General features: G+C 62.7%; 25 protein-coding genes. 19 read left to right on the top strand and 6 right to left on the bottom strand.

The genetic code is table 11. From position 1 onward, the window contains the following. Positions 1–43 precede the first annotated feature (43 nt). Together NKH04_RS15930 and NKH04_RS15935 are read right to left on the bottom strand one after the other, a co-directional pair. Positions 44–202, bottom strand: coding sequence for a hypothetical protein (locus tag NKH04_RS15930; protein WP_254817539.1), 159 nt, complete (start codon positions 200–202; stop codon positions 44–46). A 113-nt stretch (positions 203–315) separates the two neighbouring features. Beyond that, the gene (locus tag NKH04_RS15935) at positions 316–1,359 is read right to left on the bottom strand and encodes an aldo/keto reductase (RefSeq protein WP_352472022.1); all 1,044 of its coding nucleotides are present in this window, start codon (positions 1,357–1,359) and stop codon (positions 316–318) included. A gap of 280 nt (positions 1,360–1,639) precedes the next feature. Here NKH04_RS15935 and ppk2 point away from each other — a divergent pair, with 280 nt between their 5' ends. Next, positions 1,640–2,560 (top strand): polyphosphate kinase 2, encoded by a 921-nt coding sequence (ppk2, locus tag NKH04_RS15940; protein WP_353044531.1) that lies wholly within the window; start codon positions 1,640–1,642, stop codon positions 2,558–2,560. Positions 2,561–2,608: 48 nt separating this feature from the next. On the opposite strand, the gene NKH04_RS15945 is transcribed toward ppk2, so the two are convergent. The 3 genes from NKH04_RS15945 to NKH04_RS15955 form a co-directional block, all read right to left on the bottom strand. Next, complete coding sequence (locus NKH04_RS15945; RefSeq protein ID WP_353044532.1) at positions 2,609–3,256, bottom strand: dihydrofolate reductase family protein; 648 nt, start codon at positions 3,254–3,256, stop codon at positions 2,609–2,611. Positions 3,257–3,656: 400 nt separating this feature from the next. Then, complete coding sequence (hemB, locus tag NKH04_RS15950; RefSeq protein ID WP_352542426.1) at positions 3,657–4,688, bottom strand: porphobilinogen synthase; 1,032 nt, start codon at positions 4,686–4,688, stop codon at positions 3,657–3,659. An 86-nt stretch (positions 4,689–4,774) separates the two neighbouring features. Continuing rightward, a complete protein-coding gene (locus NKH04_RS15955) occupies positions 4,775–5,599 on the bottom strand; it encodes a DUF8605 domain-containing protein (RefSeq protein ID WP_352472018.1) in 825 nt (274 codons plus the stop codon). Positions 5,600–5,744: 145 nt separating this feature from the next. Between NKH04_RS15955 and NKH04_RS15960 the strand changes: the two genes are divergently transcribed. The 17 genes from NKH04_RS15960 (at position 5,745) to NKH04_RS16040 (ending at position 22,129) form a co-directional block, all read left to right on the top strand. Next, entirely contained in the window at positions 5,745–6,788 is a 1,044-nt protein-coding gene (locus NKH04_RS15960; RefSeq protein WP_352542403.1) for an enoyl-CoA hydratase/isomerase family protein, read from the top strand. Continuing rightward, positions 6,785–7,207, top strand: a complete 423-nt coding sequence (locus NKH04_RS15965; protein ID WP_023674485.1) for a DUF6163 family protein — start codon at positions 6,785–6,787, stop codon at positions 7,205–7,207. Before NKH04_RS15960 ends, NKH04_RS15965 begins: the two co-directional genes overlap by 4 nt. A 202-nt stretch (positions 7,208–7,409) precedes the next feature. After that, complete coding sequence (gene ldtR / locus NKH04_RS15970; protein ID WP_023674486.1) at positions 7,410–7,925, top strand: transcriptional regulator LdtR; 516 nt, start codon at positions 7,410–7,412, stop codon at positions 7,923–7,925. A 338-nt stretch (positions 7,926–8,263) separates the two neighbouring features. Then, a complete protein-coding gene (locus tag NKH04_RS15975; RefSeq protein ID WP_023674488.1) occupies positions 8,264–9,517 on the top strand; it encodes a L,D-transpeptidase family protein in 1,254 nt (417 codons plus the stop codon). Between the two features lie 129 nt (positions 9,518–9,646). Continuing rightward, complete coding sequence (locus NKH04_RS15980) at positions 9,647–11,293, top strand: Na+/H+ antiporter (RefSeq protein WP_353044533.1); 1,647 nt, start codon at positions 9,647–9,649, stop codon at positions 11,291–11,293. 116 nt (positions 11,294–11,409) lie between these two features. Further along, positions 11,410–12,723: a serine hydroxymethyltransferase gene (gene glyA, locus NKH04_RS15985; RefSeq protein ID WP_352449301.1), complete on the top strand. Its 1,314-nt coding sequence runs from the start codon at positions 11,410–11,412 to the stop codon at positions 12,721–12,723. A 70-nt stretch (positions 12,724–12,793) separates the two neighbouring features. After that, positions 12,794–13,378: an invasion associated locus B family protein gene (locus tag NKH04_RS15990; protein WP_352472055.1), complete on the top strand. Its 585-nt coding sequence runs from the start codon at positions 12,794–12,796 to the stop codon at positions 13,376–13,378. A 153-nt stretch (positions 13,379–13,531) separates the two neighbouring features. Then, positions 13,532–14,041 carry a transcriptional regulator NrdR gene (nrdR, locus tag NKH04_RS15995; protein WP_352501513.1) on the top strand — a complete coding sequence of 170 codons (510 nt, stop codon included), beginning with the start codon at positions 13,532–13,534 and terminating at the stop codon, positions 14,039–14,041. A gap of 2 nt (positions 14,042–14,043) precedes the next feature. After that, the gene (gene ribD / locus NKH04_RS16000; RefSeq protein WP_353044534.1) at positions 14,044–15,174 is read left to right on the top strand and encodes a bifunctional diaminohydroxyphosphoribosylaminopyrimidine deaminase/5-amino-6-(5-phosphoribosylamino)uracil reductase RibD; all 1,131 of its coding nucleotides are present in this window, start codon (positions 14,044–14,046) and stop codon (positions 15,172–15,174) included. A 30-nt stretch (positions 15,175–15,204) separates the two neighbouring features. Further along, entirely contained in the window at positions 15,205–15,822 is a 618-nt protein-coding gene (locus NKH04_RS16005) for a riboflavin synthase (RefSeq protein ID WP_352501515.1), read from the top strand. Between the two features lie 130 nt (positions 15,823–15,952). Next, the gene (gene ribH / locus NKH04_RS16010; RefSeq protein WP_352501516.1) at positions 15,953–16,447 is read left to right on the top strand and encodes a 6,7-dimethyl-8-ribityllumazine synthase; all 495 of its coding nucleotides are present in this window, start codon (positions 15,953–15,955) and stop codon (positions 16,445–16,447) included. After that, complete coding sequence (gene nusB / locus NKH04_RS16015) at positions 16,444–16,944, top strand: transcription antitermination factor NusB (RefSeq protein ID WP_023674496.1); 501 nt, start codon at positions 16,444–16,446, stop codon at positions 16,942–16,944. The genes ribH and nusB overlap by 4 nt, the downstream gene beginning before the upstream one ends. Further along, complete coding sequence (locus tag NKH04_RS16020) at positions 16,941–18,158, top strand: MFS transporter (RefSeq protein WP_353044535.1); 1,218 nt, start codon at positions 16,941–16,943, stop codon at positions 18,156–18,158. Before nusB ends, NKH04_RS16020 begins: the two co-directional genes overlap by 4 nt. 159 nt (positions 18,159–18,317) lie before the next feature. Next, positions 18,318–19,229 (top strand): glycine betaine ABC transporter substrate-binding protein OsmF, encoded by a 912-nt coding sequence (gene osmF, locus NKH04_RS16025; RefSeq protein ID WP_352682048.1) that lies wholly within the window; start codon positions 18,318–18,320, stop codon positions 19,227–19,229. Between the two features lie 43 nt (positions 19,230–19,272). Continuing rightward, a complete protein-coding gene (locus NKH04_RS16030) occupies positions 19,273–20,448 on the top strand; it encodes an ABC transporter permease (protein WP_352501519.1) in 1,176 nt (391 codons plus the stop codon). Then, positions 20,445–21,383, top strand: coding sequence for an ABC transporter ATP-binding protein (locus NKH04_RS16035; protein ID WP_352932789.1), 939 nt, complete (start codon positions 20,445–20,447; stop codon positions 21,381–21,383). Before NKH04_RS16030 ends, NKH04_RS16035 begins: the two co-directional genes overlap by 4 nt. Next, positions 21,380–22,129, top strand: coding sequence for an ABC transporter permease (locus NKH04_RS16040; protein WP_352456588.1), 750 nt, complete (start codon positions 21,380–21,382; stop codon positions 22,127–22,129). Before NKH04_RS16035 ends, NKH04_RS16040 begins: the two co-directional genes overlap by 4 nt. Positions 22,130–22,156: 27 nt before the next feature. Here NKH04_RS16040 and NKH04_RS16045 read toward each other — a convergent pair whose 3' ends face one another. Further along, entirely contained in the window at positions 22,157–22,381 is a 225-nt protein-coding gene (locus tag NKH04_RS16045) for a hypothetical protein (RefSeq protein WP_353044536.1), read from the bottom strand. Positions 22,382–22,469: 88 nt separating this feature from the next. Here NKH04_RS16045 and NKH04_RS16050 point away from each other — a divergent pair, with 88 nt between their 5' ends. Continuing rightward, entirely contained in the window at positions 22,470–22,970 is a 501-nt protein-coding gene (locus NKH04_RS16050; RefSeq protein ID WP_352472005.1) for a DUF2165 family protein, read from the top strand. Positions 22,971–23,112 lie beyond the last annotated feature (142 nt).

Below are 23,112 nucleotides of genomic sequence, written 5' to 3' on the forward strand. Positions count from 1 at the left end.
GGGATTTGACCGAGGCCCGGCCCGCCTGGCAGCCCGGATATCATCACTCTGCCGTTTCGGTTTTGGTTTGGGACTCGCTCTCGCCCTCGGGCTTCGATCGCTCCTTGGCTGCGACCTTGGCAGCCTGCTTTTCCGCCTTCTTGGCAGCCTTCTGCCGGTCGCGTTCCTTGCGTTCCTGACCGTAGTTCGGTGCTCGTGCCATATCGTTTCCTTTCGTTGTGCTTGGCCTTTGCCTAGGAGCATTGGACCGCAAACACAACACCGCAAGGCACGATCGGGCTCCATATCTCGGCGCAGTCCGGAGAGCCCGGCTTTTCAGGCGCCGTCGCGGTCGAGAACGAGATCGGCCGGCCCGAACCGGTCCTTTGCCGTGAATTGCTGGTGCCAGTAGGGATAGAGCACGGGCGGCCTGCTGACCACATCGAGCCGTGTGCGCTCCTCATCGGCAAGCACAAGGCTTGCAGCGGCGATATTGTCTTTGAAATGGGCTTCGGTTCGTCCGCCGATCACCAGCGAACTGACAGCGGGCCGGCCGAGCAGCCAGGCAAGCGCCACCTGCGCCGCCGACACGCCGTGATTATTGCCGATATCGATCAGCGTGTCGACGATCCGCCACAGCCGGTCCTCGTCGCGGATCGGCGGTTCCGACCAGCCGCTGAGCTGGCGGGCGGTCGGCTGGTCACGGTGGTATTTGCCGGACAGCAACCCGCCGGCAAGCGGGCTCCAGACCAGCACGCCGAGCCCCTGGTCGACCGAGATCGGCAACAATTCATACTCGGCCTCGCGCGCTTCCAACGTGTAATGGATCTGCTGGGTGACGAAGCGCGGCTGGTGATGACGGTCGCTGATCCCCAGCCCCTTCATCACTTGCCAGCCGGAATAATTGGAGCAGCCGACATAACGGACCTTGCCCTGCGCGACCAGCGTGTCGAGCGCGGCGATGGTTTCCTCAAGCGGTGTCAGGCCATCCCACTCGTGCAGGAAATAGATGTCGATGACATCCGTCCTGAGCCGCTTCAGGCTCCTCTCGCATTCGCGGATCAGATGGTAGCGCGACAGGCCTTCATCATTGGGGCCTTTGCCGATCCGCATGCGCGCCTTGGAGGCGATCAGCACGTCGCCCTTGCGCTTGCCGCCGAGCGCCTCGCCGATGATCTCTTCCGACACGCCGTTCGAATAGACGTTGGCGGTGTCGATGACATTGACGCCGGCATCGATGCAAAGGTCGATCATCCGGCGCGCCTCGTCGAGGTCGGTCTTGCCGACCGCCGAAAACGCGCCGCCGCCGCCGAACGTCATGGTGCCCATGGTCAGCGTTGAAACCTTCAGCCCGGAACGGCCGAGAGTGCGGTATTCCATGTCGTATCCTCACAATTTATCGGGAAAGGGCGTTGCAGACGACAGCCCTCAATGAACCAGCTATTTGTAGGATAATTCGTTCCGCTTGTCGCCCGTTCCGCAGGGCAAGCTCGATCACATCTTGCGGATTGAAACGCACAGCCAGCTCAGTAGTGGCTGCAATAAAACCGTCATTGCCGGCCTATGCTAACATCGGTCCAGCGCTTCGATTTCCGGCCGCCGGGCCGGGCGGCAGAGCGCCTGACAGCGGCCGGCAAGGCCTGTAAGCGGAGCAGCGTAAATGACCGAGATAAAACAGAATTCCCCGGCCAGGGACTGGCTGGAAGCGGAACTCGCCGACACGCTGGATGAAGACTATGAGCTGGAAATCTCGGAGCCGGCGCTGTCGATGGAGATCGCCAAGATCTACAAGAATGCACATCCGCCATCGATCGACCGCCTGCAGTATTTTCGCGATCTCATCACGCTGCAATCCGAGTTGATCAAGCTGCAGTCCTGGGTCGCCTATCACAAGAAGAAGCTCGTCGTGGTTTTCGAGGGCCGCGACTGGGCGGGCAAGGGTGGTGTTATCAAGCGCATCACCCAGAGGCTTAATCCGCGCATCTGCCGCGTCGCAGCACTTCCGGCGCCGACCGAGCGCGAGAAGTCGCAATTGTATTTCCAGCGCTACGTTCCGCATCTGCCGGCCGGCGGCGAGATCGTGCTGTTCGACCGCTCCTGGTACAACCGCTCCGGCGTCGAGCGGGTAATGGGCTTTGCCCAGCCGGATCAGGTCGAGGAGTTCTTCCGCGACGTTCCGGATTTCGAACGCATGCTGGTCCGCTCAGGCATTACGCTTGTCAAATACTGGTTTTCGATCACCGACGAGGAGCAGCAGATGCGCTTTTTGATGCGCATCCATGACCCGATGAAGCAATGGAAACTGTCGCCGATGGACCTCCAGTCGCGCGTGCGCTGGGAGCAGTACACCAAGGCCAAGGAAGAAACGTTCGCCCGCACCAATATCCCGGAAGCCCCGTGGTTCATCGTCGAGGGCAACGACAAGAAACGGGCACGGCTGAACTGCATCGACCATCTCCTCAAGCAGATGCCCTATGAGGAGGTGCCGCACGAGGAGATCACACTGCCGGAGCGCGTCTTCAATCCCGAATACGAGCGCCAGGTACTGCCGCGCGAACTGTATGTGCCGGAGAAGTACTGACTAAAGCGGCGAGGAGGGCGCCGCTCCATGGCGGCACCCTGCAACAAGCTAGGTGCGCTCGATGATGACATGCGTGGCCTTCGGCGTCGCGACCTGCTCGCTGCAGCGATAGCCGAGCTTGGGCATGTCGATGCCGGCAAAAAGGCTCTCGCCGGCGCCTAGCAGGACCGGTGAGATCGCCAGATGCATTTCGTCGATGATCTTTTCCTTGAGATATTGCCGGATCGTAGAAACGCCGCCGCCCAGCCGTACATCCTTACCGTCAGCCACTGCCTTCGCCTTCTCCAGCGCTGAGTGGATGCCGTCGGTCACGAAATAGAAGGTCGTGCCGCCCTCCATGACAATAGGATCACGCGCATGGTGCGTGAGCACGAACACCGGCACGTGGTAGGGTGGGTTGTCACCCCACCAGCCTTTCCAGCTGTCATCCGGCCATTCGCCGCGGATCGGCCCAAACATGTTGCGGCCGAGGATCCATGCGCCGACATTTTCGAAGCTGCGTGCCGCGAACGCCTCGTCGGTGTCCGTGGTTCCGCCATCCTTGCCGAGGACCATCTTGCGGAAGGTGCGGGTGCCGAACATCCATTCGTGCAGGGCTTCTCCGCCAACACCCAGCGGGTTCTTCAGGTCTTGGTCGGGACCGGCGCCGAAGCCGTCGATCGACAGGGTGAAGGCGCTGACGCGAAGCTTGGACATGGGAGCCTCCTCGATAACCAATTGTGACATGCAAGCAGTTATCGGGGTAGCTTAACTGATTGCATTTTGCAAGCGGTATTTTGAATCGCCGGCGGGGCAATCGCTTCCAAATCATGTTGGAATAACCAATCTCAATGTCGGCGCCGCCCGTCATCCGCCTGCCGGCAGCTTCTCCCTGTATAGTGACGGGGAGAAGGGGCTGGCCGCAACGTCGATGTTTTTGCAACGCTGGAGATTGGTGAAATCTTTTACGAACGCGTCTTTCTCCCTGCCACTTTACAGGGAGAAATGCCCGGCAGGGCAACGAGGGGCAGCGTAAACTTGAAGCGATGTCCTGCGGCGTTCCATGTCGCGCTTTGGACGAACGAACACTACTCGATGTAGACGCTACAAAGGCGCATCACCCCTTGAGCATCGCCGCCACTTCCGGCGCGAAGTAGGTCAGGATGCCGTCGCAGCCGGCGCGCTTGAAGGCGAGCAGCGATTCCAGCATCGCCTTTTCGCCGTCGATCCAGCCATTGGCGGCGGCGGCCTTGATCATCGAATATTCGCCCGAGACCTGATAGGCAAAGGTCGGCATCTGCAACTCGACTTTCAGCCGGCGGATGATGTCGAGATAGGGCAGGCCGGGCTTGACCATCAGCATGTCGGCGCCCTCGGCCAGATCCTGCTCGGCCTCGCGCACCGCTTCGTCGGAATTGGCGTGATCGATATAATAGGTCTTCTTGTCGCCCTTGAGCAGGCCGGCGGTGCCGACCGCCTCACGGTAGGGGCCGTAAAAAGCGGATGCGAACTTGGTCGCATAGGACATGATCGCCACATCCTGAAATCCATTGGCGTCGAGCGCATCGCGGATGGCACCGATCCGGCCGTCCATCATGTCCGAGGGGGCAATGATGTCGGCCCCCGCCGCCGCCTGGATGACGGCCGCCGCCGTCACTTGCTCCACCGTTTCATCATTGACGATAATGCCCTCGCGCAAGATGCCGTCATGGCCATGCGAGGTGAACGGGTCAAGCGCCGCGTCGGTGATGATGCCGATCTCCGGCACCGCCCGCTTGATGGCGCGGGTGGCGCGGTTGATGATGTTTTCCGGATCGAGGATGTGCGAACCGGTCTGATCGCGCAGGCCGAGCTCCACATTGGGGAAAGTGGCGATCGCCGGAATGCCAAGCTTGGCCGCGCGCTCAGCCTCCTTGACGGCGAGGTCGAGCGACAGGCGGAACACGCCGGGCATGGCGGCGATCGGTTCGCGCACTTGTCTGCCGTCGACGACGAAGATCGGCCAAATCAGATCGTCGACCGAGAGCCGGTTCTCCTGGACAAGGCGGCGCGACCAATCGGCCTTGCGCATGCGCCGCAGACGCCGGCTGCCGGTGATCTCGTCGACGCTGCGCGCGCCGGCAGGCTTTGCAGGGGTGAATTTGTTCATCGCAAAAACTCCGGATCGGGCGGCTTTTACCACGAGCCTCCGCTGCTGACCAATGCGACACGATTGTGCCAGGGTCCTGTCGGGCGCTATTCTGGTTGGCCATTGCCCGACAGGATCTGCGCAGCACCCCGCATGGCGACGCGGAATGCCTCGTCGAAGCTGACGCCGCGCACTTGCCAATTGTAGCTCTTGCCATTCAAGGCAAGCCGCCAGTCGGCTATCCAGCCCAGTTCCTTGTCGCTCCAGACGATACTGCCGGCGAGCGCCTGGTCGGCTCCGGCCTTCCTGGCAAGCTGGTCCAGCGTCGTGATATCGGCATGGCGCAGGGCCTGGTCGTCAAGCTTCGAGGCCGACAGCAGTGACGCTTCGGGAAACACAATCGGCATGACCAGCGGACCGGTGGCATTGACGAAGGATTCGCGCATCGCCGCCCCGCGCTCATCGTCGGCGGTCAGCACGAACTGCCTTGTGCCTTGCTCCGCCGCCAGGAAAATTGCCAGGCGTGGCCGCTCGCCAAGCCATGGTTTGCTGCCAAGCGCGGCAAGCACCGGATCGATAACGTCAGGCCTGTACAGACAAGTGAGATCATGCGGCCGGTCATGGGTGCCTTGTTCGTCATGGATTGGAATGCCTTCGAGACGGTCGCGATAGCGGAATTCGGCAACGAAGCTGCCGGCCTTGTCGCGCAGCGCCGCCATCTCAGTTCTCTTCGGCAGCCGCTGATCGCCGGACACACGAACCAGCACCGCATCGAGGCAGGCCTTGAAGCCGATCTGCCTGTTGACCTCGCCCTGGCCGGTGACGATGGTCTGCGATTGATAGAGCTCGTCGACGGTTTCGGCCGATACGGGAGGAGTGTTCGCAGCGATCAGGCCGACCACCATAACAGCAAGGCGCGGCAACCAAGGCATGGTTCAACCTTCCGGTTCAAAGCGCCAGCATTAGCACTGGGTGACGCCGACGACCATGCAGCGGATTGGCCGCCGCCATTGACGCGGCCATGCGCCACGCTTTAGCACTTCACTCCCGGCGGGCGCGGGGAGGGATTCTCTGGCGATGGATTTTGGCGGAGGCGACGAGATTCGCTTCGAAAGATTGGGCAGGGCTGGCGTCGTCACGCTGACGCGGCCGCAGGCGCTCAATGCCGTAACCCACCGCATGGTCAAGGCGCTGGACAAGGCGCTGCGCAGTTGGGAGCGCGACGACGGCGTCGACGTTGTCGTCGTCAAGGCCGAGGGCAGGGCATTTTCGGCGGGCGGCGACATCCTCCACATCTACGAAGCCGGCCGCGCAGGAAGGCCTCCGGTCGATTTCTTCGCCGATGAATACCGGCTGAACGCCCGCATCGCCCGCTTCAAGAAACCCTATGTCGCGGTGATCGACGGCATCGTCATGGGCGGCGGCGTAGGTATCTCCTTCCATGGTTCGCAGCGAGTGCTGACCGAGAACGCCCAGTTTGCCATGCCCGAGGTCGGCATCGGCTTTTTCCCGGATGTCGGCGCCAGCCATCTGTTGCCGGATCTCGGCGGCAGCTTCGGCATGTATCTGGCGCTGACCGGCAACCGCATCCGCTATGGCGATGCTTTGTGCTCGGGCCTCGCCACCCATACGATCAAGGCGGAGGACCAGGCCGGCTTCCTCGACCGTCTGGCGGAAAGCGGCGACCCGGAATCGGTGCTGCGCGGCTGCTTCGTCCCGGCCAGGCGCGAGACCGACAGGCCGACGCTGGAAGCCATCGCCCGGCATTTCGCGCAGCCGTCGCTGGCCGATATCGTCGCCAGTCTGGAGCGGGCAGCCGCTGCCGACGAGTTCGCGGCAAAGACGCTGGCCACCATCCGCACACGTTCACCGACCAGCCTGCATGTTGCATGGCGCCAGATTAGCGCCGGGCAGACGTTGTCGATGGACGAGTGCATGAAAATGGAGTTCCGTATCCTCAACCGCATGCTTGCCGGGCACGACTTCTATGAAGGTATCCGCGCCGCCATCATCGATAAAGGCTCGACGCCGCAATGGCGGCCGGCAGGTATCGATGACGTCAGCGCCGCCAACGTCGACGCCTATTTCGCATCGCTCGGCGAACGGGAACTGAAGCTGTGAGCGAGGTCGCCTCGAGACGCGTGGTGCTGCAGCCCTCGACGATCGAGGTCATCTTCGCCTGGTTCCAGCGCGTCATCGCCGGCTACTGTCTGCTGTTCGGCATCTTGTACTGGATCCGGCTGATCGGCTTTTACCCCGGCCCGTTGTGGCGCTTCGACCTGATGCCGGTACACTGGCAGGTGGCGGCGGTGGTGCTGGCGGTGTTTTTTCCGTTCGCTGCCGCCGGCCTGTGGATGCTGGCGTCCTGGGGGCCGGTGATCTGGTTCATCTGCGCGGTGACCGAGTGCGTCATGTATGCTGGCTTCCCCGAGTTGTTCGGCCACCGGCCGCTGATCGTCGCCTCGCACCTTGCGGTGGCGCTGCTCTACATAGTGTTCCGCGTGGTGATCTGGATCCAGAAGCGGCAACCCCGGCGATAGCAATTCCGGCCAGGATCGTTGGCTAAATCTTTAGGTTAATTATCCTTGCTCGGGTGACCGTCCGTTAAGCCTCTTTCGAAACCCCTTACCGGTAAGCTCTTGTTAGCCTTGGCGTTTAAGTCGAATTTTATGAGTATTCGATAGTGTCGCGGTCAAGGTGAAGAACAAAAAATCACCGGGCGACAAACGAGAGGCAAAGACAATGATCAATTCGCGTCCGGCGGCGAAGACCGCCAACGTATCCGATGACCGCCGCGAGGCGATCCGTTCGCTGTACATGGAATCGCTGCAGCTGGTCGAGCGGCTGCATCGCCGTCTGCTTGATGTGATCAAGGACGAATTCGACCGCAACGGTCGCTCCGACATCAACGCCATCCAGGCGCTGCTCCTGTTCAACATCGGCAATTCGGAGCTGACCGCCGGCGAACTGCGCTCGCGTGGCTACTATCTCGGCTCGAACGTCTCCTACAATCTGAAGAAGCTGGTCGATCTCGGCTTCATCAACCACCAGCGCTCGCGCATCGACCGCCGTTCGGTGCGGGTTTCGCTGACGCCGAAGGGCAATGAGGTGGCGGAAGTCGTCGCCGGCCTCTACGAGCGCCATGTCGGTTCGATCGAGCAGGTTGGCGGCATCAACACGGAGGAGTTCAAGCAGATGAACCGCGCCCTGCAGCGCCTGGATCGGTTCTGGAACGATACCATCGCCTACCGGATGTAATCGCATCCGCCGCATCTAGATTTGAAGCTGGACTACGGAAGTGCTGCCGCGGAGTGGACCAAAGGCCGGTGCCGAAAAGCACCGGTCTTGCCGTTTCGTCAGGCCGGCCGATCCAAATTCGAGCAACAGCCACGTTGCCGCCATATTCCAATGGAACCGAAGATGCGGGTGATGCTGGGGCCAAAGCCGTGCATTTGTCCTGTGCTCAAGTCACTTCCCATGTGGTTTTACACCGAAGTGATGCGGGCCATGGTTGGCTAATTGTTAAGAAGCCAACTCTAGAGTGCGGGCGAGACCGCCCGGTGGGTTGAATTGTAGCAAGAATGTCTGGAACGTCCATGAGAACCAGCCGCCGTTTCTTCCTTTCAGGAGCCTCTGCGCTCGCAGCCGCAATGGTCGCCGGCCGCGCCAGTGCGCAGGATGTGATCGGGGATATCCTGAAATCCTCGGCGCGCGGCAATTGGGACGACCAATTCGATGCGCGTGCCAGCGAAGGCGGCAAGGTTGCCTCGACGCTGCCGATCTTCAGCCTGCAGACGGTGTCCTTCACCGAGCAGGCGATCATGCAGTATCAGAATATCGTCGCGCAAGGCGGCTGGGAACAGGTTCCAGACACCAAGAAGCTGCAGCTTGGCGTCGAGGATCCCGATGTGGTGCCGCTGCGCAGGCGCTTGATGATATCGGGCGATCTGGCGCAGAGCGCCGGGCTCTCGGAAGCGTTCGATTCTTACGTCGACTCGGCGCTCAAGCGCTTCCAGTTGCGTCACGGCTTGCCGGCCGACGGAACCACGGGCAAATATACTTTCGCGGCAATGAACGTGTCGGCGCCGGTTCGGCTTGGTCAGCTCCAGACCAATCTGCAACGGCTGCGTGAGCGGGCCGGCACGCTTGGCAACCGCTATGTTCTGGTCGACATCCCGGCGGCGCAGATCGAGGCTGTCGAGAACGACCGCGTTGTGCTGCGCCACACCGCAATCGTCGGCAAGATCGATCGCCAGACGCCGATCGTCAATTCCAAGATCAACGAAATCATCGTCAATCCGTACTGGAACGCGCCGGTCTCGATCGTGCGCAAGGATATCATTCCGTTGATGCGGAAGGACCCCAACTATCTCAAGGATAGCCATATCCGCCTGTTTGCGCCGGACGGCAGCGAGGTCGACCCAATGACGGTCGACTGGTCGACCGATGATGCCGCCAAATACCGCTTCCGCCAGGATCCCGGTTCCGGCAACGCGATGGCCTCAGTCAAGATCAATTTTCCCAGCCCGGACGGCGTCTACATGCACGACACGCCGCAGCAGAGCCTGTTCGGCAAGCTGATGCGCTTCGATTCCTCTGGCTGCGTGCGGGTTCAGAACGTGCGCGACCTCGTCACCTGGATTCTGCGCGACACACCGGGCTGGGATCGCCAGCATTTCGAGGCGGCGATCAAGACCGGGGAGAACACGCCGGTGCAGGTCACCAATCCGGTGCCGGTTTATTTTCTCTACGTCTCGGCCTGGTCGACAGGGCCGGGCGTGGTCCAGTTCCGTGACGACATTTACGGCCTCGACGGGGCCAACGAGCTGCAGATCACATCCGCGCTCTAAGCAGCTGAGTTCATTTGCAAAAAGGCCGCCGGAAGGGCGGCCTTTTTCGTTGCCGGGGTCTTTCGCGGCAAGCTTTGCTGGACTGATTGCCGGCAAAGAACGCGTGGCGCTGTAGTCGGAAATCGCATCATGCATGTCGCAATGTTCATTCTGGTCGTGCTCATCTTCGTCGCCGTTTCGGGCGCGCTGGTCCGGCTGGTGCGGGTGCCGCTGCCGGTACTGCAGATCGCCATCGGCGCGGCACTGGCTTGGCCGGTGCGCGGAATGCATGTCGAGATCGATCCCGAGCTGTTCCTGCTGGTGTTCATCCCGCCGCTGCTGTTCAGCGACGCCTATGGTGCGCCCAAGCGCGAACTGATCGCGCTGCGCGGGCCGATCCTCGACCTCGCCATCGGGCTGGTCTTCTTCACCATTGTCGGCTTCGGCTACGCTTTGCACTGGCTTGTCCCGAGCATCCCGCTCGTCGTCGCTTTCGCACTTGCTGCGGTGCTGTCGCCCACCGATGCGGTGGCCGTCTCCTCGATCGTCGACAAGAGCCTGGTCCCGGCCCGGCTGATGCACATCCTGGAGGGCGAGGCGCTGCTCAACGATGCGTCGGGCCTCGTGATGTTCCGCTTTGCGGTGGCAGCTGCCTTGACCGGCAGCTTCTCCTTCGTCGCGGCATCCGTGACTTTCCTCTATGCCGTCGCTGCCGGCATCCTGGCCGGCGTGGCTGCCTTGTTCGTCGCCGCCAAGGTGCTGCAATTGCTGAACCGTATCGGCGGCGTGCCGTCCGAGGCGCAGGTGCTGGTCATGGTCCTGCTGCCGTTCATCGCCTATCTCGGCGCCGAGAATGTCGGCGCCTCGGGCATTCTGGGGGCGGTCACGGCCGGAGTGCTCACCGGCGGCTCCGGGATTTTCCGCTTTCTCGGCGTCTCGGCGCGCATACAGACCGTATCGCTGTGGACGACGCTATCCTTCGTCTTCAACGGCGCGCTGTTCATCCTGCTCGGGTTGCAGCTTCCCGAAATCATCGGCAACGTGCCGCCTGAGCTCGGCAGCCGCTATCCGGTCATCCAGCCAATCGCCACGGTGGTCGCGCTGACACTATGCCTGATCGGGCTGCGCTTCCTGTGGATCTGGGTCGGCGACATCGCGACGCGCGTCTCGGCGCGATTACGCGAGCAGAAGGCCGAGCCGTTCGGGCTGCGCGTCCGGATCGCCGGCTCTGTTGCCGGCGTGCGCGGCGCCATCACGCTGGCCGGCATCCTGTCGCTGCCGCTCACCATGCCGAATGGTTCGCCCTTTCCGGCGCGCGAGGTGGTGATCTTCCTCGCCGCAGGCGTCATCATCTGCTCATTGCTCATAGCCAGCCTTGCCTTGCCCAAGGTGGCACGGGGGCTGGTCGAGCCGGGCGAGGATCCTGGCGCTGCCGAGGAGCGTCTTGCGCGCGTGGGCGCGGCCAACGCCGCCATCGCCCGCATCGAGAGCATGGCCGGCGCGACCGACGGCGATGAAGGGGAAATACCCGGCGCCCGGCTTGCCGCCGCCGACAGCATCGTCGCCGGCTACCGTCGCCGCATCGCTGCCTCCGACGAGGCCGACGAGGCGCGCGCCGAGGCCCGCGAGGCCGGACGGCTGGAGCTCGAATTGAGGCTGGCGGGCATTGAGGCCGAACGCGCAGCGGTTCGCGCAATGTTTCGCAGCGGCCAGATTAACGACCATACGATGCAGGCGCTGTTCACCGAGATCACGCTCACCGAGGCCCTGCTGAAGGGCCGGCAGGCAAGGAAATAGAGGCTGCCAGTCTCTCTGGCGCAATCCGGCCAGCAAATTTCGCGCTGCAAACGTGGCGGGCCGAAAGCAACTGTGTTAATGGCGCGACAGACCCCGAACCTTGAGGATTTCAGCCCATGGCAACAGCAGCGGCAGTGTCGAACAAATTCGAATCCTTTTTCGAAACCACGCTTGCCGATGCCGACCCCGAGATTTTCGGCGCAATCCGCAACGAACTCGGCCGCCAGCGCCACGAGATCGAGCTGATTGCCTCGGAAAATATCGTCTCGCGTGCCGTGCTCGAGGCACAGGGGTCGATCATGACCAACAAATATGCCGAGGGCTATCCGGGCAAGCGCTACTATGGCGGCTGCCAATTCGTCGATGTCGCCGAGGAACTGGCCATCGAACGCGCGAAAAAGCTGTTCGGCTGCAACTTCGCCAACGTCCAGCCGAATTCCGGTAGCCAGATGAACCAGGCGGTGTTCCTGGCGTTGCTGCAGCCCGGCGACACCTTCATGGGCCTCGACCTCAATTCCGGCGGACACCTGACACATGGCTCGCCGGTCAATATGAGCGGCAAATGGTTCAAGGTCGTCTCCTATGGCGTACGCCGGGACGATCATCTGCTCGACATGGATGCGATCGAGAAGACCGCCCATGAGACCAGGCCGAAATTGATCCTGGCCGGCGGCACAGCCTATTCACGTGTCTGGGACTGGAAGCGTTTTCGCGAGATCGCCGATTCGATCGGTGCCTATCTGATGGTCGACATGGCCCACATCGCCGGCCTGGTCGCCGGCGGCATGCATCCGTCGCCGCTGCCGCATGCCCATGTGGTCACCACCACAACGCACAAATCGCTGCGCGGGCCGCGCGGCGGCATGATCCTTTGCAACGACGAGGATATTGCCAAGAAGATGAATTCGGCCGTCTTCCCCGGCCTGCAGGGTGGACCGCTGATGCATGTGATCGCCGCCAAGGCGGTGGCTCTGGGCGAGGCGCTGAAGCCGAGCTTCAAGATCTATGCGGAGAGCGTCGTCGCCAATGCCAAGGCGCTGGCCTCCAGTCTGCAGGAAACCGGTCTCGACATCGTCTCCGGCGGCACCGACAACCATCTGATGTTGGTCGACCTGCGTCCCAAGAACGCAACCGGCAAGCGCGCCGAGGCTGCCCTTGGCCGCGCCAACATCACCTGCAACAAGAACGGCATCCCCTTCGATCCGGAAAAGCCTTTCGTGACATCGGGCGTTCGGCTCGGCACGCCGGCCGGCACCACGCGCGGCTTCGGTCAGGCCGAGTTCCGCGAGATCGGCAAGCTGATCGCCGAAGTGCTGGATGGACTGAAGGTCGCCAATTCCGACGAAGGCAACGCGGCCGTCGAGGCAACCGTGAAGGCCAAGGTGGCGGCATTGACGGATCGTTTTCCGCTTTACCCGTATCTTGGTTGACGCAGGGCGTCAGCCCCCCAACTGTGACGGCGCCGATCAACTGGCCACGGCTGCATCTCGGAGACGTTTGATGATGATGCGAATTTTCCGTTTCACCAGTGTTGGCGCTGCCTTGCTCACCTTAGCGACCTCTCAGCTACTCGGCGCGGCCTTGGCGCAGACCGAGCCGACGCCGGCAGCACCCAAGACAGAGACTTTTGGCAGGTGGTCCACCACGGTGGACGAGGTCAACACCGGTGAGGACGTGCGCAAGACCTGCGCCGCCTCGACGGTCTTTTTCGACGCTAACGGCACCAGTGGCACCCTCACGCTGGCCATCTCGAATGGCGACGTACTGCCACCCGAGGGCTATCCGAGCCTCATCATCGCCGTGAGAAACAGTGACTTGCCCAAGGGGGACAACATCCCGGCGGTGTTCCGCGACGTCAACGACAAGATCAAGGCTGGCTTTCATATTATCGCCGACGGACAGTGGATGATGGACAACAAACCCGAGACCACGGTTGCCATACTGCGTGCCATGCGCCGTACCAGCGCCCTCGATGTCAGCTTCGCCGACAAGCCGGTCGCGACGATATCGATGGACGGCTTCACCAAGGCCTATCGCTATCTCGGCACGTCCTGCGGCTTCCCGACCGGCGACGTCGCTCCCTGATTGGCGTATTGCCGTCCAACTAATTGCCGCTCTCGCAATTTTCCTCGTGCCTCGCTATCTCTGAGACGCGATCGGTCATCGGCCATACTTTGCCATCGTGGCAAAAACCTCTAAGCCGTTCGCACTACGAGAATCGCGAACCGAAGGCTCTCCATGCGCTGTCCCTACTGTCAGTCCGAAGATACGCAGGTGAAGGATTCGCGCCCTGCCGAAGACGGTGCAGCGATCCGCAGGCGGCGCGTCTGCCCGGATTGCGGCGGCCGCTTCACCACTTTCGAGCGCGTCCAATTGCGCGATCTCGTCGTGGTGAAGAAGTCTGGACGCAAGGTGCCGTTCGACCGCGACAAGTTGCTGCGCTCTGTCGAGATCGCGGTACGCAAGCGCAATGTCGACCCGGAACGTATCGATCGGGCGGTGACCGGCATCGTGCGCCAGCTCGAAAGCTCGGGCGAGACCGAGGTGGCCTCGGGGGAAGTCGGCCGGCTGGTCATGGAGGCGCTTAAGTCGCTCGATGATGTCGCCTATGTGCGCTTTGCCTCCGTCTACCGCAATTTCCGCGAGGCCAAGGATTTCCACGACGTGTTGGGCGAACTCAAAGGCGACGAGCTCAAAGCCGACGAGCTCAGGGGCGAAGAGCTGAAGAGCGAAGAGGACGCCAGCTGAGCATGGCAGGGTCCGGACGCCGCACGGCTGAACAAGAGGTCCTCGATCGCCGCTATATGGCGGCAGCCCTCAGGCTGTCGCGCAAGAATGCCGGGCGGACCTCGACCAACCCTTCCGTCGGCACGCTGATCGTGCGCGATGACGGCGACGGGCCGATGATCGTCGGCAGCGGCGTCACCGCCGTCGGCGGCCGGCCGCCTGCCGAGACCGAGGCTTTGGCAGAGGCCGGCGAACTGGCGCGCGGCGCCACCGCCTATGTAACGCTGGAGCCCTGCGCCCATCACGGCCGCACGCCGCCTTGCGCCAATGCGCTGGTCAGTGCCGGCGTGGCGCGTGTGGTCGGCGCTGCCAGCGATCCTGACCCGCGTGTTTCCGGCAAGGGCTATGCAATCTTGCGTGCCGCCGGCGTCGAAGTGGTGGAAAAAGTGTTGGCGGCCGAGGCTGCGGAGCAGATGGCCGGCTATTTAATTCGATCTCTGAAAAAACGCCCGGAAGTGATCCTGAAACTTGCGCTTTCGAGCGACAACAAGATCGGCGTGAAAGGCGAGGGACAGCTCTCCATCACCGGCGATATCGCCCGACGCGAAGTCTATCTGATGCGCGCCGAAGCCGATGGCATATTGATCGGCATCGGCACGGCACTGGAGGACGATCCGGCGCTGACGGTTCGGCTTCCGGGACTGGAGAGCCGTTCGCCGGCGCGCATCGTACTCGACCGTCAGATCAGGCTACCCGAGACTTCGAAACTGGTCGCCGGCGTCGACCGTGTGCCGCTCTATGTCGCTGCCTGCGCCGAGGCCGATCCGCACCGGCGCGCCGCGCTCGAACGTGCCGGCGTTCGCTTCATCGGTACTGAGACCTATGAAGGCGATATCGCGCTGCCGGAACTGTTCGAGGATCTGGCGGCGCTCGGCATGGCAAGCGTCCTGGTCGAGGGCGGCGCGAGGGTGGCCAAGGCGTTCCTCGACGAACAACTGGTCGATCGTATCGTGCTGTTTCAGGGGCCGGACGCGATCGGCGAGGGCGGCATTGTATCGCCGATCGATGCCAACAATATCCCGCCGGGATTTCGCAAATTGCGCAACATGCGTTTCGGCGAAGATACATATGCGGAATGGATAAGAGACATCTAGGACCGACCTGATGTTCACGGGGCCAAACTAATGTTCACTGGAATCGTCACCGATGTCGGCACCGTCGCTGCCGTGAAGCCGCTCAGGGAAGGCGTCGGTTTGCGTATCGACACCGCTTACGATCCGCAGACCATTGCCATCGGTGCCTCGATTTCCTGCGGCGGCGTCTGCCTGACGGTGACGGGATTGCCGGAAGACGGCGCCAACGCACGCTGGTTCGAGGTCGAGGCCTGGGAAGAAGCACTCAGGCTGACGACCGCGATGGGCTGGAAATCCGGCACGCGCATCAACCTGGAGCGGGCGCTGAAGATCGGCGACGAGCTTGGCGGCCATATCGTTTCAGGCCATGTAGACGGCATGGCCGAGATCGTAGGGCGCAAGGAGGAAGGCGACGCCGTTCGCTTCACCCTGGATGCACCGCGAGAGCTGGCCAAATTCATCGCGCCCAAGGGCTCCGTCGCACTCGACGGCACTTCGCTGACCGTCAACAAGGTCGAAGGCAGCCGCTTCGACGTGCTGTTGATCCACCACTCACTGACGGTCACCACCTGGGGCGAACGCCAGGTCGGCGATCGCGTCAATCTCGAGATCGACACCATGGCCCGCTATGCGGCGCGACTGGTGGAGGCGGCTAAAGAGGGGCTTTGAGGCGCTCGTCCATAAAGCCCATTCCCTGGTGCGACCGCCGCCGAGTTGGCCTTGAAAGTTCCTTCCGCAATCTTCCGCTTGCGATCAAACCGGCTTCGGCCTAAGTCACCGGCGATCCCCGGAGACATCTATGGCAGGCACATCCCAACACGGCAAAGCGTTCATCCGTCCGAAGAAGAAGGCCCACGTTCTTGTCATCGAGGCGCGCTTTCACGACGACCTTGCCGACGCGTTGCTCGAAGGCGCGACAAAGGCCCTCGAGGAAGCGGGCGCGACATACGATGTCGTCACCGTTCCGGGCTCGCTCGAAATCCCGGCGGTGATTTCCTTCGCGCTCGACGGTGCCTCCGAAGGCGGGACGAACTATGACGGCTTCGTCGCCCTCGGCACGGTGGTCCGCGGCGACACCTATCATTTCGATATCGTCGCCAATGAATCCAGCCGTGCCCTGATGGACCTGTCCGTGCAGGATGCGGTCTGCATCGGCAACGGCATCCTGACCACCGAAAACGACGAACAGGCCTGGACACGGGCCAGGCGTTCGGAAGGCGACAAGGGCGGCTTTGCGGCGCGTGCGGCGCTGACCATGATCGCTCTAAAGGAACAGCTGGGAGCGCCCTCGTGAGCGAACCCGCTTCGCCCGGCCAGCCCACGGTGCGCCACGCCAACAAGCGCGGTGCTGCCCGTCTGGCCGCCGTGCAGGCGCTCTACCAGATGGATGTCGCCGGCAGCGGCGTCTTCGAGATCACCGCCGAGTACGAGGCGTTCAGGCTCGGCAAGGAAGTCGACGGCGCGCTCTATCGCGAGGCCGACGCGCAATGGTTTCGCGCCATTCTTGCCGGCGTTGTCGAGCACCAGAAGACCATCGATCCAGTCATCCGACAGGCGCTGACCGAGGACTGGCCTCTGTCGAGGCTCGATTCTACATTGCGCGCCATATTGCGCGCCGGCGTCTACGAGCTGATGCAGCGCGAGGACGTGCCGGTGGCGGTTATCGTCTCCGAATATGTCGACATCGCCAAGGCATTTTACGAGGAAGACGAGCCGAAACTGGTCAATGCGGTGCTTGATCGCGTGTCGCGCCGGGTGCGTGGCGAGGGCCGCGGCAAGGACGCCTCATGACTGCTATCGTCGCCGTTGGGGCGGGCAAGGAAGCGCGTCGCACCGCCTTCATCCTCGCAGCCTCGCAGGCGATCATCGGCTCGGCCGCACCCATCGCCATTTCCATGGGCGGATTGGCGGGGCAGTACCTGCTCGATGCTGACAAGTCGCTGGCAACCGCGCCGATCACCGGTTTCAATGTCGGCGTGGCGCTCGGTTCCTTGCCGGCCGCGGCGATCATCCGCCGGCTCGGCCAGCGCGACGGCTTCATGACCGGCACAGCGGTCACGGCGCTTGGCGGGCTGGTCGCCACGCTGGCGCTGTTTCATGCCAGCTTCTGGCTATTCGCTTTCGGCTTGGCCGTGATCGGCATCGGAGGCGCCTTCGTCCAGCAGTTCCGCTTTGCCGCCGCCGACAATGCGCCGCCTGAATTCAAGGCGCGCGCCATCTCCTTCGTGCTGGCCGGCGGCATCGTCACCGCCATCCTTGGACCGCAGATCGTCATCTTCACCGGCGACCTGTTCTCGCCGGTGAAGTTTGCCGGCTCGTTTGCGTCCATCCTGGTGCTGGCGGCGGTCGGCGCCGCCATTCTCTCTTTGTTGCGCATCCCGGCCAAGGCAACCGACAAGGTGGAAATCGCCGACAGCGACGCCCGGCCGCTCTCGGAAATCGTCACCAGGCCGCGCTTCGTCGCAGCGCTGTTTTGCGCCGTCGGCAGCTACGCGCTGATGAGCTTCGTCATGACGGGCGCGCCGCTGGCCATGGTCGGCTGCGGCCTTTCGACCGACGACGCCACGCTCGGCATTTCCTGGCATGTGATGGCGATGTTCGCGCCGAGCTTCTTCACGGGGTCGCTGATCTATCGCTTCGGCGCTGAGCGGATCGTGGCGATCGGCCTGGTGCTGCTGATTGGCTGCGCCACAGTGGCGCTGTCAGGGTTGGCACTGTGGCAGTTCTGGACGGCGCTGATCGTGCTCGGCCTTGGCTGGAACTTCAGCTTCATCGGTGCCACCGCCATGGTGGCCGACAGCTACCAGTCATCCGAAAAAGGCAAGGTCCAGGGGTTTCACGATTTCGTCCTGTTCGGCTCCGTCGCCTTCGCCTCGCTGATGTCGGGGGCGGTCTACAATGCCTGGGGCTGGGAGATGTTGAACTGGATGATTTTCCCGGTCGTCGTGCTGTGCTTCGTGGCACTGGGCGTGTTGAAGATGACGGGCTTGCGCGCGGCCAGCTGACGTCACGCTGTCGGGACGAGGCAACGGCGGAGTCACTCGCATCCGAACAAAATTATTGCGCCCATCCCCTTTCTTATGAAACCGTGTACCCCGACGGGGCATCGAAGCCATGCTCATATGCGGCAGCCGTATTCCGGTTCACAGCAAGGGATTTGTGAGATGTTTTCAATCAAGGTTCTGGCCGGCGCTGTACTGGCGCTCGGAGTTGCGTTGGCCTCGGCGAGTGCCCAGGTGGTGGTGTCGTCGAAGATCGACACCGAGGGCGGCGTGCTCGGCAATATCATCCAACTGGTGCTGAACGCCAACGATATCCAGACCACCGACCGCATCCAACTCGGCGGCACACCTGTGGTGCGCAAGGCGATTACAGCCGGCGAGATAGACATCTATCCGGAATACACCGGCAACGCCGCCTTCTTCTTCGAGAAGGCCGATGATCCGGTGTGGAAAGACGCCGCCAAGGCCTACGAGACTGCCAAGAAGCTCGACTACGACGCCAACAAGATCGTCTGGCTGTCACCGTCACCGGCGAACAATACCTGGGCGATCGCCCTGCGCAAGGAGGTCGCCGATACCAATAAGCTCGTCACCCTTTCCGACTTCGGCAAATATGTCTCGGGCGGCGGCAAGGTGGTGCTGGCGGCCTCCGCCGAGTTCGTCAATTCGGCGGCCGCGCTGCCCGCTTTCCAGAAGACCTATGGCTTCACGCTGAAGCCGGACCAGTTGATCACGCTGTCGGGCGGCGACACGGCGGCGACAATTGCCGCCGCAGCCAACCAGACCAACGGCGCCAACGCCGCCATGGTCTATGGCACCGACGGCGGCATCGCGCCCTCCGGCCTCGTCGTGCTTGAGGACGACAAGGGTGTGCAGCCGGTCTACCAGCCGGCGCCGATCATCCGCGAGGCGGTGCTGAAGGAGCATCCGGAGATCGAGACGCTGCTGAAGCCGGTGTTCGCCAAGCTCGATCTCGTCACGTTGCAGGAGTTGAATGGTCGCGTGCAGGTTGGCGGCGAGCCGGTCAAGGGCGTCGCCGAGGACTTTTTGAAAAAGAACGGCTTCCTGAAGTAAGGCGATTCCGGCGCTCCGCTTTCGAGGTGCGCCGGATCGGCCGATGGGGGAGGGCGTGCGCATCCGGTTCGACAAGCTCGGCGTGGTCATCGCGGCGATATCGGCCTATGCGGCTTTTGCGGCGCCATTCGCCACCTTCCGCGCCAATCGCATCGTACCCGGCGAGGCGCGCTCGATCCTCGAATCTTTGCCTGCGACGGTCGGTCCGCTGTTGATGGCGATTGTCGTCGCAGCGGCGCTCATTGCGCTGCTGAAAACGCCGCTTGCTCTGCGCCTCGCCGCCAGTGTGGTTGCGCTTGCAGCGCTGGCGCTGCTGATCGGCGTCGCCGGCAGTTTCCTGACACCCGCCGGCAACACCTTCGCCCGTATCTCGCCGGCTTCGGGCTTTTGGCTGCTTATCTTCGCCTTCACGCTTCTGCTCGCCGACGTGCTTACGCGGCTGAACCTGTCGCCGCAGGCACGCATCGGCGTGCTTGTTGTCGCCGCCGCGGCGATCGGGCTGCTGCTCGTCTCGGGAAGCTGGAACAGCCTGTCGATCCTCAAGGAATATTTCAATCGCGCCGATAGTTTTTGGGCGGAAGGCTCCAAGCACGTGACGCTGGCGCTGGGTTCGCTGGCGGCTGCGGTGATTATCGGCCTGCCGCTCGGCATCCTCTGCCATCGCGTCGAGAAATTGCGGGCCGGCGTGCTCAACGTGCTGAACATCATCCAGACCATTCCTTCGATCGCGCTGTTCGGCCTCTTGATCGCACCACTCGGCTGGGTCGCTTCGCATGTTCCGGGTGCTGCCGCGCTCGGCATTCGCGGCATCGGTACAGCGCCGGCTTTCGTCGCTTTGTTCCTCTATTCACTGCTGCCGGTAGTGGCCAACACCGTGGTCGGCCTTGCCGGTGTGCCGCGTGCCGCCAACGACGCAGCGCGCGGCATGGGCATGACCGACCGCCAGCGGCTGTTCGGCGTCGAGTTTCCGCTGGCCTTCCCGGTGATCCTCACCGGCATCCGCATCGTGCTGGTGCAGAATATCGGCCTCGCCACGATTGCCGCGTTGATCGGCGGCGGCGGCTTTGGCGTGTTCGTATTCCAAGGGGTCGGCCAGACGGCGATGGACCTGGTGCTGCTCGGTGCTGTTCCGACGGTGGTGCTGGCCTTCGCCGCTGCCATCATCCTCGATGCAGTGATCGAAATGAGCGCAAGCAAGCGCAGGGTTGAGACGGCATGATCGAGATCGAAGGCATCACCAAGCGCTACGGCGAGACGACAGTCGTCGACGACGTGTCGATAGTAATCGAGCCGCGCAGCATCGCCGTCATCGTCGGCACCTCCGGCTCCGGCAAGACGACGCTGCTTCGCATGATAAACCGGCTGGTCGAGCCGACATCGGGCGTGATCAAGCTCGACGGCGTCGACAACCGCTCGGTCCCGGATTATGAGCTGCGCCGCAGCATCGGCTATGCCATCCAGGGCCACGGGCTGTTTCCGCATCGCACGGTGGCGCAGAACATCGCCACTGTGCCGGTATTGCTCGGCTGGGACGCCAACCGCATCAAGGCCCGCGTCGACGAGCTGATGACGCTATACCAGCTCGACCCGCAAGCCTACGGGCCACGCTATCCGCATGAGCTTTCCGGCGGTCAGCAGCAGCGCGTCGGCGTCGCCCGGGCGCTTGCCGCGGAACCCAACGTGCTGTTGATGGATGAGCCGTTCGGCGCGCTCGATCCGATCATCCGCAACAAGGCGCAGGAGGATCTGCTGGCGATCCAGAAACGCTTCGGCACCACCATCATCCTCGTCACCCATGACATGGAAGAGGCCGTTCACATGGGCGACAAGATCGCGGTGATGGATGGCGGCAAAGTAGTGCAATATGCCGCGCCGGCCGAGATACTGGCGAAACCGGCCAGCGCGTTTGTCGAGACCCTGGTTGGCGCCAGTGAAAAACCGTTCCGGCTGTTGTCGCTTGGCCGGGTGCGCGACGCGGTGGAAAAAGGCACGGCCGAAGGCGAGGCGATCCCCGGTGACGCCAGCCAACGCGACGCGCTCGCCGAACTCCTGTGGTCGGGCCGCCCGGCACTTCCGGTGAAAGATACCGACGGCAAGCCGCTTGGCCGCGTCACTGTGGACGGGCTGGTTAAGCGCGCGGCGAGGCCGGCATGAAAGCCTGGCTTCCGTCGCTGCTCAGGCTTGCCTTGGTGGTGGTGCTTATTGCCTTCGTCGCCAATCCCGGCTGGTTCGAACCGCTGCTGAGGCCGCTGACAGAGAACAACGCGCCGGTAATCTACAATCAGGGCAGCCTTTTGACGTTGACGCTGCTGCATCTGCGGACCGTATTGATCGCGACGGTTGCTGCGACGATCGTTGCGGTCGCGCTCGCCATTCTGGTCACCAGGCCAGCCGGCGCCGAATTCCTGCCGCTGTCGCGCAGCCTGGTCAATATCGGCCAGACCTTTCCGCCGGTGGCGGTGCTGGCGCTTGCCGTGCCGGCCGTCGGCTTCGGCGAAAAGCCGACGCTGATTGCGCTGTTTCTCTACGGACTGCTGCCGATCTTTGAGAATGCGCTGACCGGCCTGACGACGCTGCCGGCCAACGTAGTCGAGGCGGCGCGTGGCGCCGGCATGACCGGCTGGCAAAGACTGGTCAAGGTCGAGCTGCCGCTCAGCGCGCCGATCATTCTCGGTGGTATCCGGCTGTCGGTGGTGATCAGCCTCGCCACCGCGACCATCGGCTCGACGGTAGCGGCGAGGACACTGGGCGAGGTGATCATCGCAGGCCTGCTGTCGAACAACCTCGCCTTCATCCTGCAGGGTGGCCTGATCGTCGCCGCCCTTGCCGTGCTGATCTATGACGGGCTGTCGGCGGTCGAGCGCTACACCGCCCGGCGCATGGGACGCGAGCCCGAGTAGCGTCTCGGGGCGAAGTTCGCTCTTTTTTCAGTGGCCGGTCGACCGCGTCGGATGATCGAGCGTCAGTTCCAGCGTTGTGCCCGTCTCGCCGGTGATCCAGCGGCGGCGGATGATGGCGAAATCGTGCTGTGTGTCGGCTCTAACCACAGAGACCAAGTCGCCCACCGCGCAATCACTGTCGAGATCGAGGGCTTCGACAGTCTCGGCAATGTCTTGCTTGCCGGCATAATGTCTCGCGATGGCTGTGAGCACGATGATCACTGGCCCACCCGTTGCGCGATCTTCGGGACTCGGCGATTGATGAGTGCGATGCCCCGATCTTTCAGCAGGAGTTCTTGCCATGACCGCGCGTTTCTCCAAGATCGTCATGTGTTTGTGTCTGGCGGCTTTCGCCTTCCTCGTCGCCTTCGGCAACATCACCGATTACGGCTCAAACTTCGCCTTTGTCCAGCATGTGCTGAGCATGGATACGACCTTTCCCGGCAATGCACTGATGTACCGCTCGATCACCAACCCGTCGCTGTGGACGGCTGGCTACTGGCTGATCATCATTGGCGAGGCGCTGACCTGCCTGCTTTACCTAATCGCCGCCTGGCAACTCTGGCAGGCGCGCAACGCCAGCGGACAGGCTTTCAACGATGCCAAGAAGTTCGCCATCATTGCCGCCACAATGGGCTTCCTCGTTTGGTATTTCGGCTTCATGGTCGTTGGCGGCGAGTGGTTCGCCATGTGGCAGTCTTCGACTTGGAATGGTCAGGAGGCGGCGTTCAAATTCTACATCACCATGCTGCTGGTGCTGGTCTTCGTCGTCCAGCCGGACGGCGACCCGCGTAAAGCCTGACCACTGTTCGCCGATTTCAACCGATCTAACCGGATGGCAGTGTCGACAGGCGCTGCCGTCCAGCCTTTTGGGCGAAACCCGGGATCTTTTGGGCGAAAGCCGGACAGGAACGGAACAATATCTTGACGTTCCGAGCCCTGTT

The organism is Mesorhizobium sp. M1365 (assembly GCF_040317865.1).
Classification (GTDB): Bacteria; Pseudomonadota; Alphaproteobacteria; order Rhizobiales; family Rhizobiaceae; genus Mesorhizobium.

What these genes read in the sequence shown, in the direction of transcription:
- NKH04_RS16035 (WP_352932789.1), top strand. Translation starts at nt 20,445, where the DNA reads ATGATCGAGATCGAAGGCATCACCAAGCGCTACGGCGAGACGACAGTC.
- NKH04_RS16020 (WP_353044535.1), top strand. Translation starts at nt 16,941, where the DNA reads ATGACTGCTATCGTCGCCGTTGGGGCGGGCAAGGAAGCGCGTCGCACC.
- NKH04_RS15975 (WP_023674488.1), top strand. Translation starts at nt 8,264, where the DNA reads ATGAGAACCAGCCGCCGTTTCTTCCTTTCAGGAGCCTCTGCGCTCGCA.
- osmF (WP_352682048.1), top strand. Translation starts at nt 18,318, where the DNA reads ATGTTTTCAATCAAGGTTCTGGCCGGCGCTGTACTGGCGCTCGGAGTT.
- NKH04_RS15980 (WP_353044533.1), top strand. Translation starts at nt 9,647, where the DNA reads ATGCATGTCGCAATGTTCATTCTGGTCGTGCTCATCTTCGTCGCCGTT.
- NKH04_RS16040 (WP_352456588.1), top strand. Translation starts at nt 21,380, where the DNA reads ATGAAAGCCTGGCTTCCGTCGCTGCTCAGGCTTGCCTTGGTGGTGGTG.
- NKH04_RS15960 (WP_352542403.1), top strand. Translation starts at nt 5,745, where the DNA reads ATGGATTTTGGCGGAGGCGACGAGATTCGCTTCGAAAGATTGGGCAGG.
- NKH04_RS15935 (WP_352472022.1), bottom strand. Translation starts at nt 1,359, where the DNA reads ATGGAATACCGCACTCTCGGCCGTTCCGGGCTGAAGGTTTCAACGCTG.
- NKH04_RS16030 (WP_352501519.1), top strand. Translation starts at nt 19,273, where the DNA reads ATGGGGGAGGGCGTGCGCATCCGGTTCGACAAGCTCGGCGTGGTCATC.
- glyA (WP_352449301.1), top strand. Translation starts at nt 11,410, where the DNA reads ATGGCAACAGCAGCGGCAGTGTCGAACAAATTCGAATCCTTTTTCGAA.
- NKH04_RS15945 (WP_353044532.1), bottom strand. Translation starts at nt 3,256, where the DNA reads ATGTCCAAGCTTCGCGTCAGCGCCTTCACCCTGTCGATCGACGGCTTC.
- hemB (WP_352542426.1), bottom strand. Translation starts at nt 4,688, where the DNA reads ATGAACAAATTCACCCCTGCAAAGCCTGCCGGCGCGCGCAGCGTCGAC.
- ldtR (WP_023674486.1), top strand. Translation starts at nt 7,410, where the DNA reads ATGATCAATTCGCGTCCGGCGGCGAAGACCGCCAACGTATCCGATGAC.
- NKH04_RS15990 (WP_352472055.1), top strand. Translation starts at nt 12,794, where the DNA reads ATGATGATGCGAATTTTCCGTTTCACCAGTGTTGGCGCTGCCTTGCTC.
- ribD (WP_353044534.1), top strand. Translation starts at nt 14,044, where the DNA reads ATGGCAGGGTCCGGACGCCGCACGGCTGAACAAGAGGTCCTCGATCGC.
- NKH04_RS16050 (WP_352472005.1), top strand. Translation starts at nt 22,470, where the DNA reads ATGACCGCGCGTTTCTCCAAGATCGTCATGTGTTTGTGTCTGGCGGCT.
- NKH04_RS16005 (WP_352501515.1), top strand. Translation starts at nt 15,205, where the DNA reads ATGTTCACTGGAATCGTCACCGATGTCGGCACCGTCGCTGCCGTGAAG.
- NKH04_RS15955 (WP_352472018.1), bottom strand. Translation starts at nt 5,599, where the DNA reads ATGCCTTGGTTGCCGCGCCTTGCTGTTATGGTGGTCGGCCTGATCGCT.
- NKH04_RS15930 (WP_254817539.1), bottom strand. Translation starts at nt 202, where the DNA reads ATGGCACGAGCACCGAACTACGGTCAGGAACGCAAGGAACGCGACCGG.
- ribH (WP_352501516.1), top strand. Translation starts at nt 15,953, where the DNA reads ATGGCAGGCACATCCCAACACGGCAAAGCGTTCATCCGTCCGAAGAAG.
- nrdR (WP_352501513.1), top strand. Translation starts at nt 13,532, where the DNA reads ATGCGCTGTCCCTACTGTCAGTCCGAAGATACGCAGGTGAAGGATTCG.
- ppk2 (WP_353044531.1), top strand. Translation starts at nt 1,640, where the DNA reads ATGACCGAGATAAAACAGAATTCCCCGGCCAGGGACTGGCTGGAAGCG.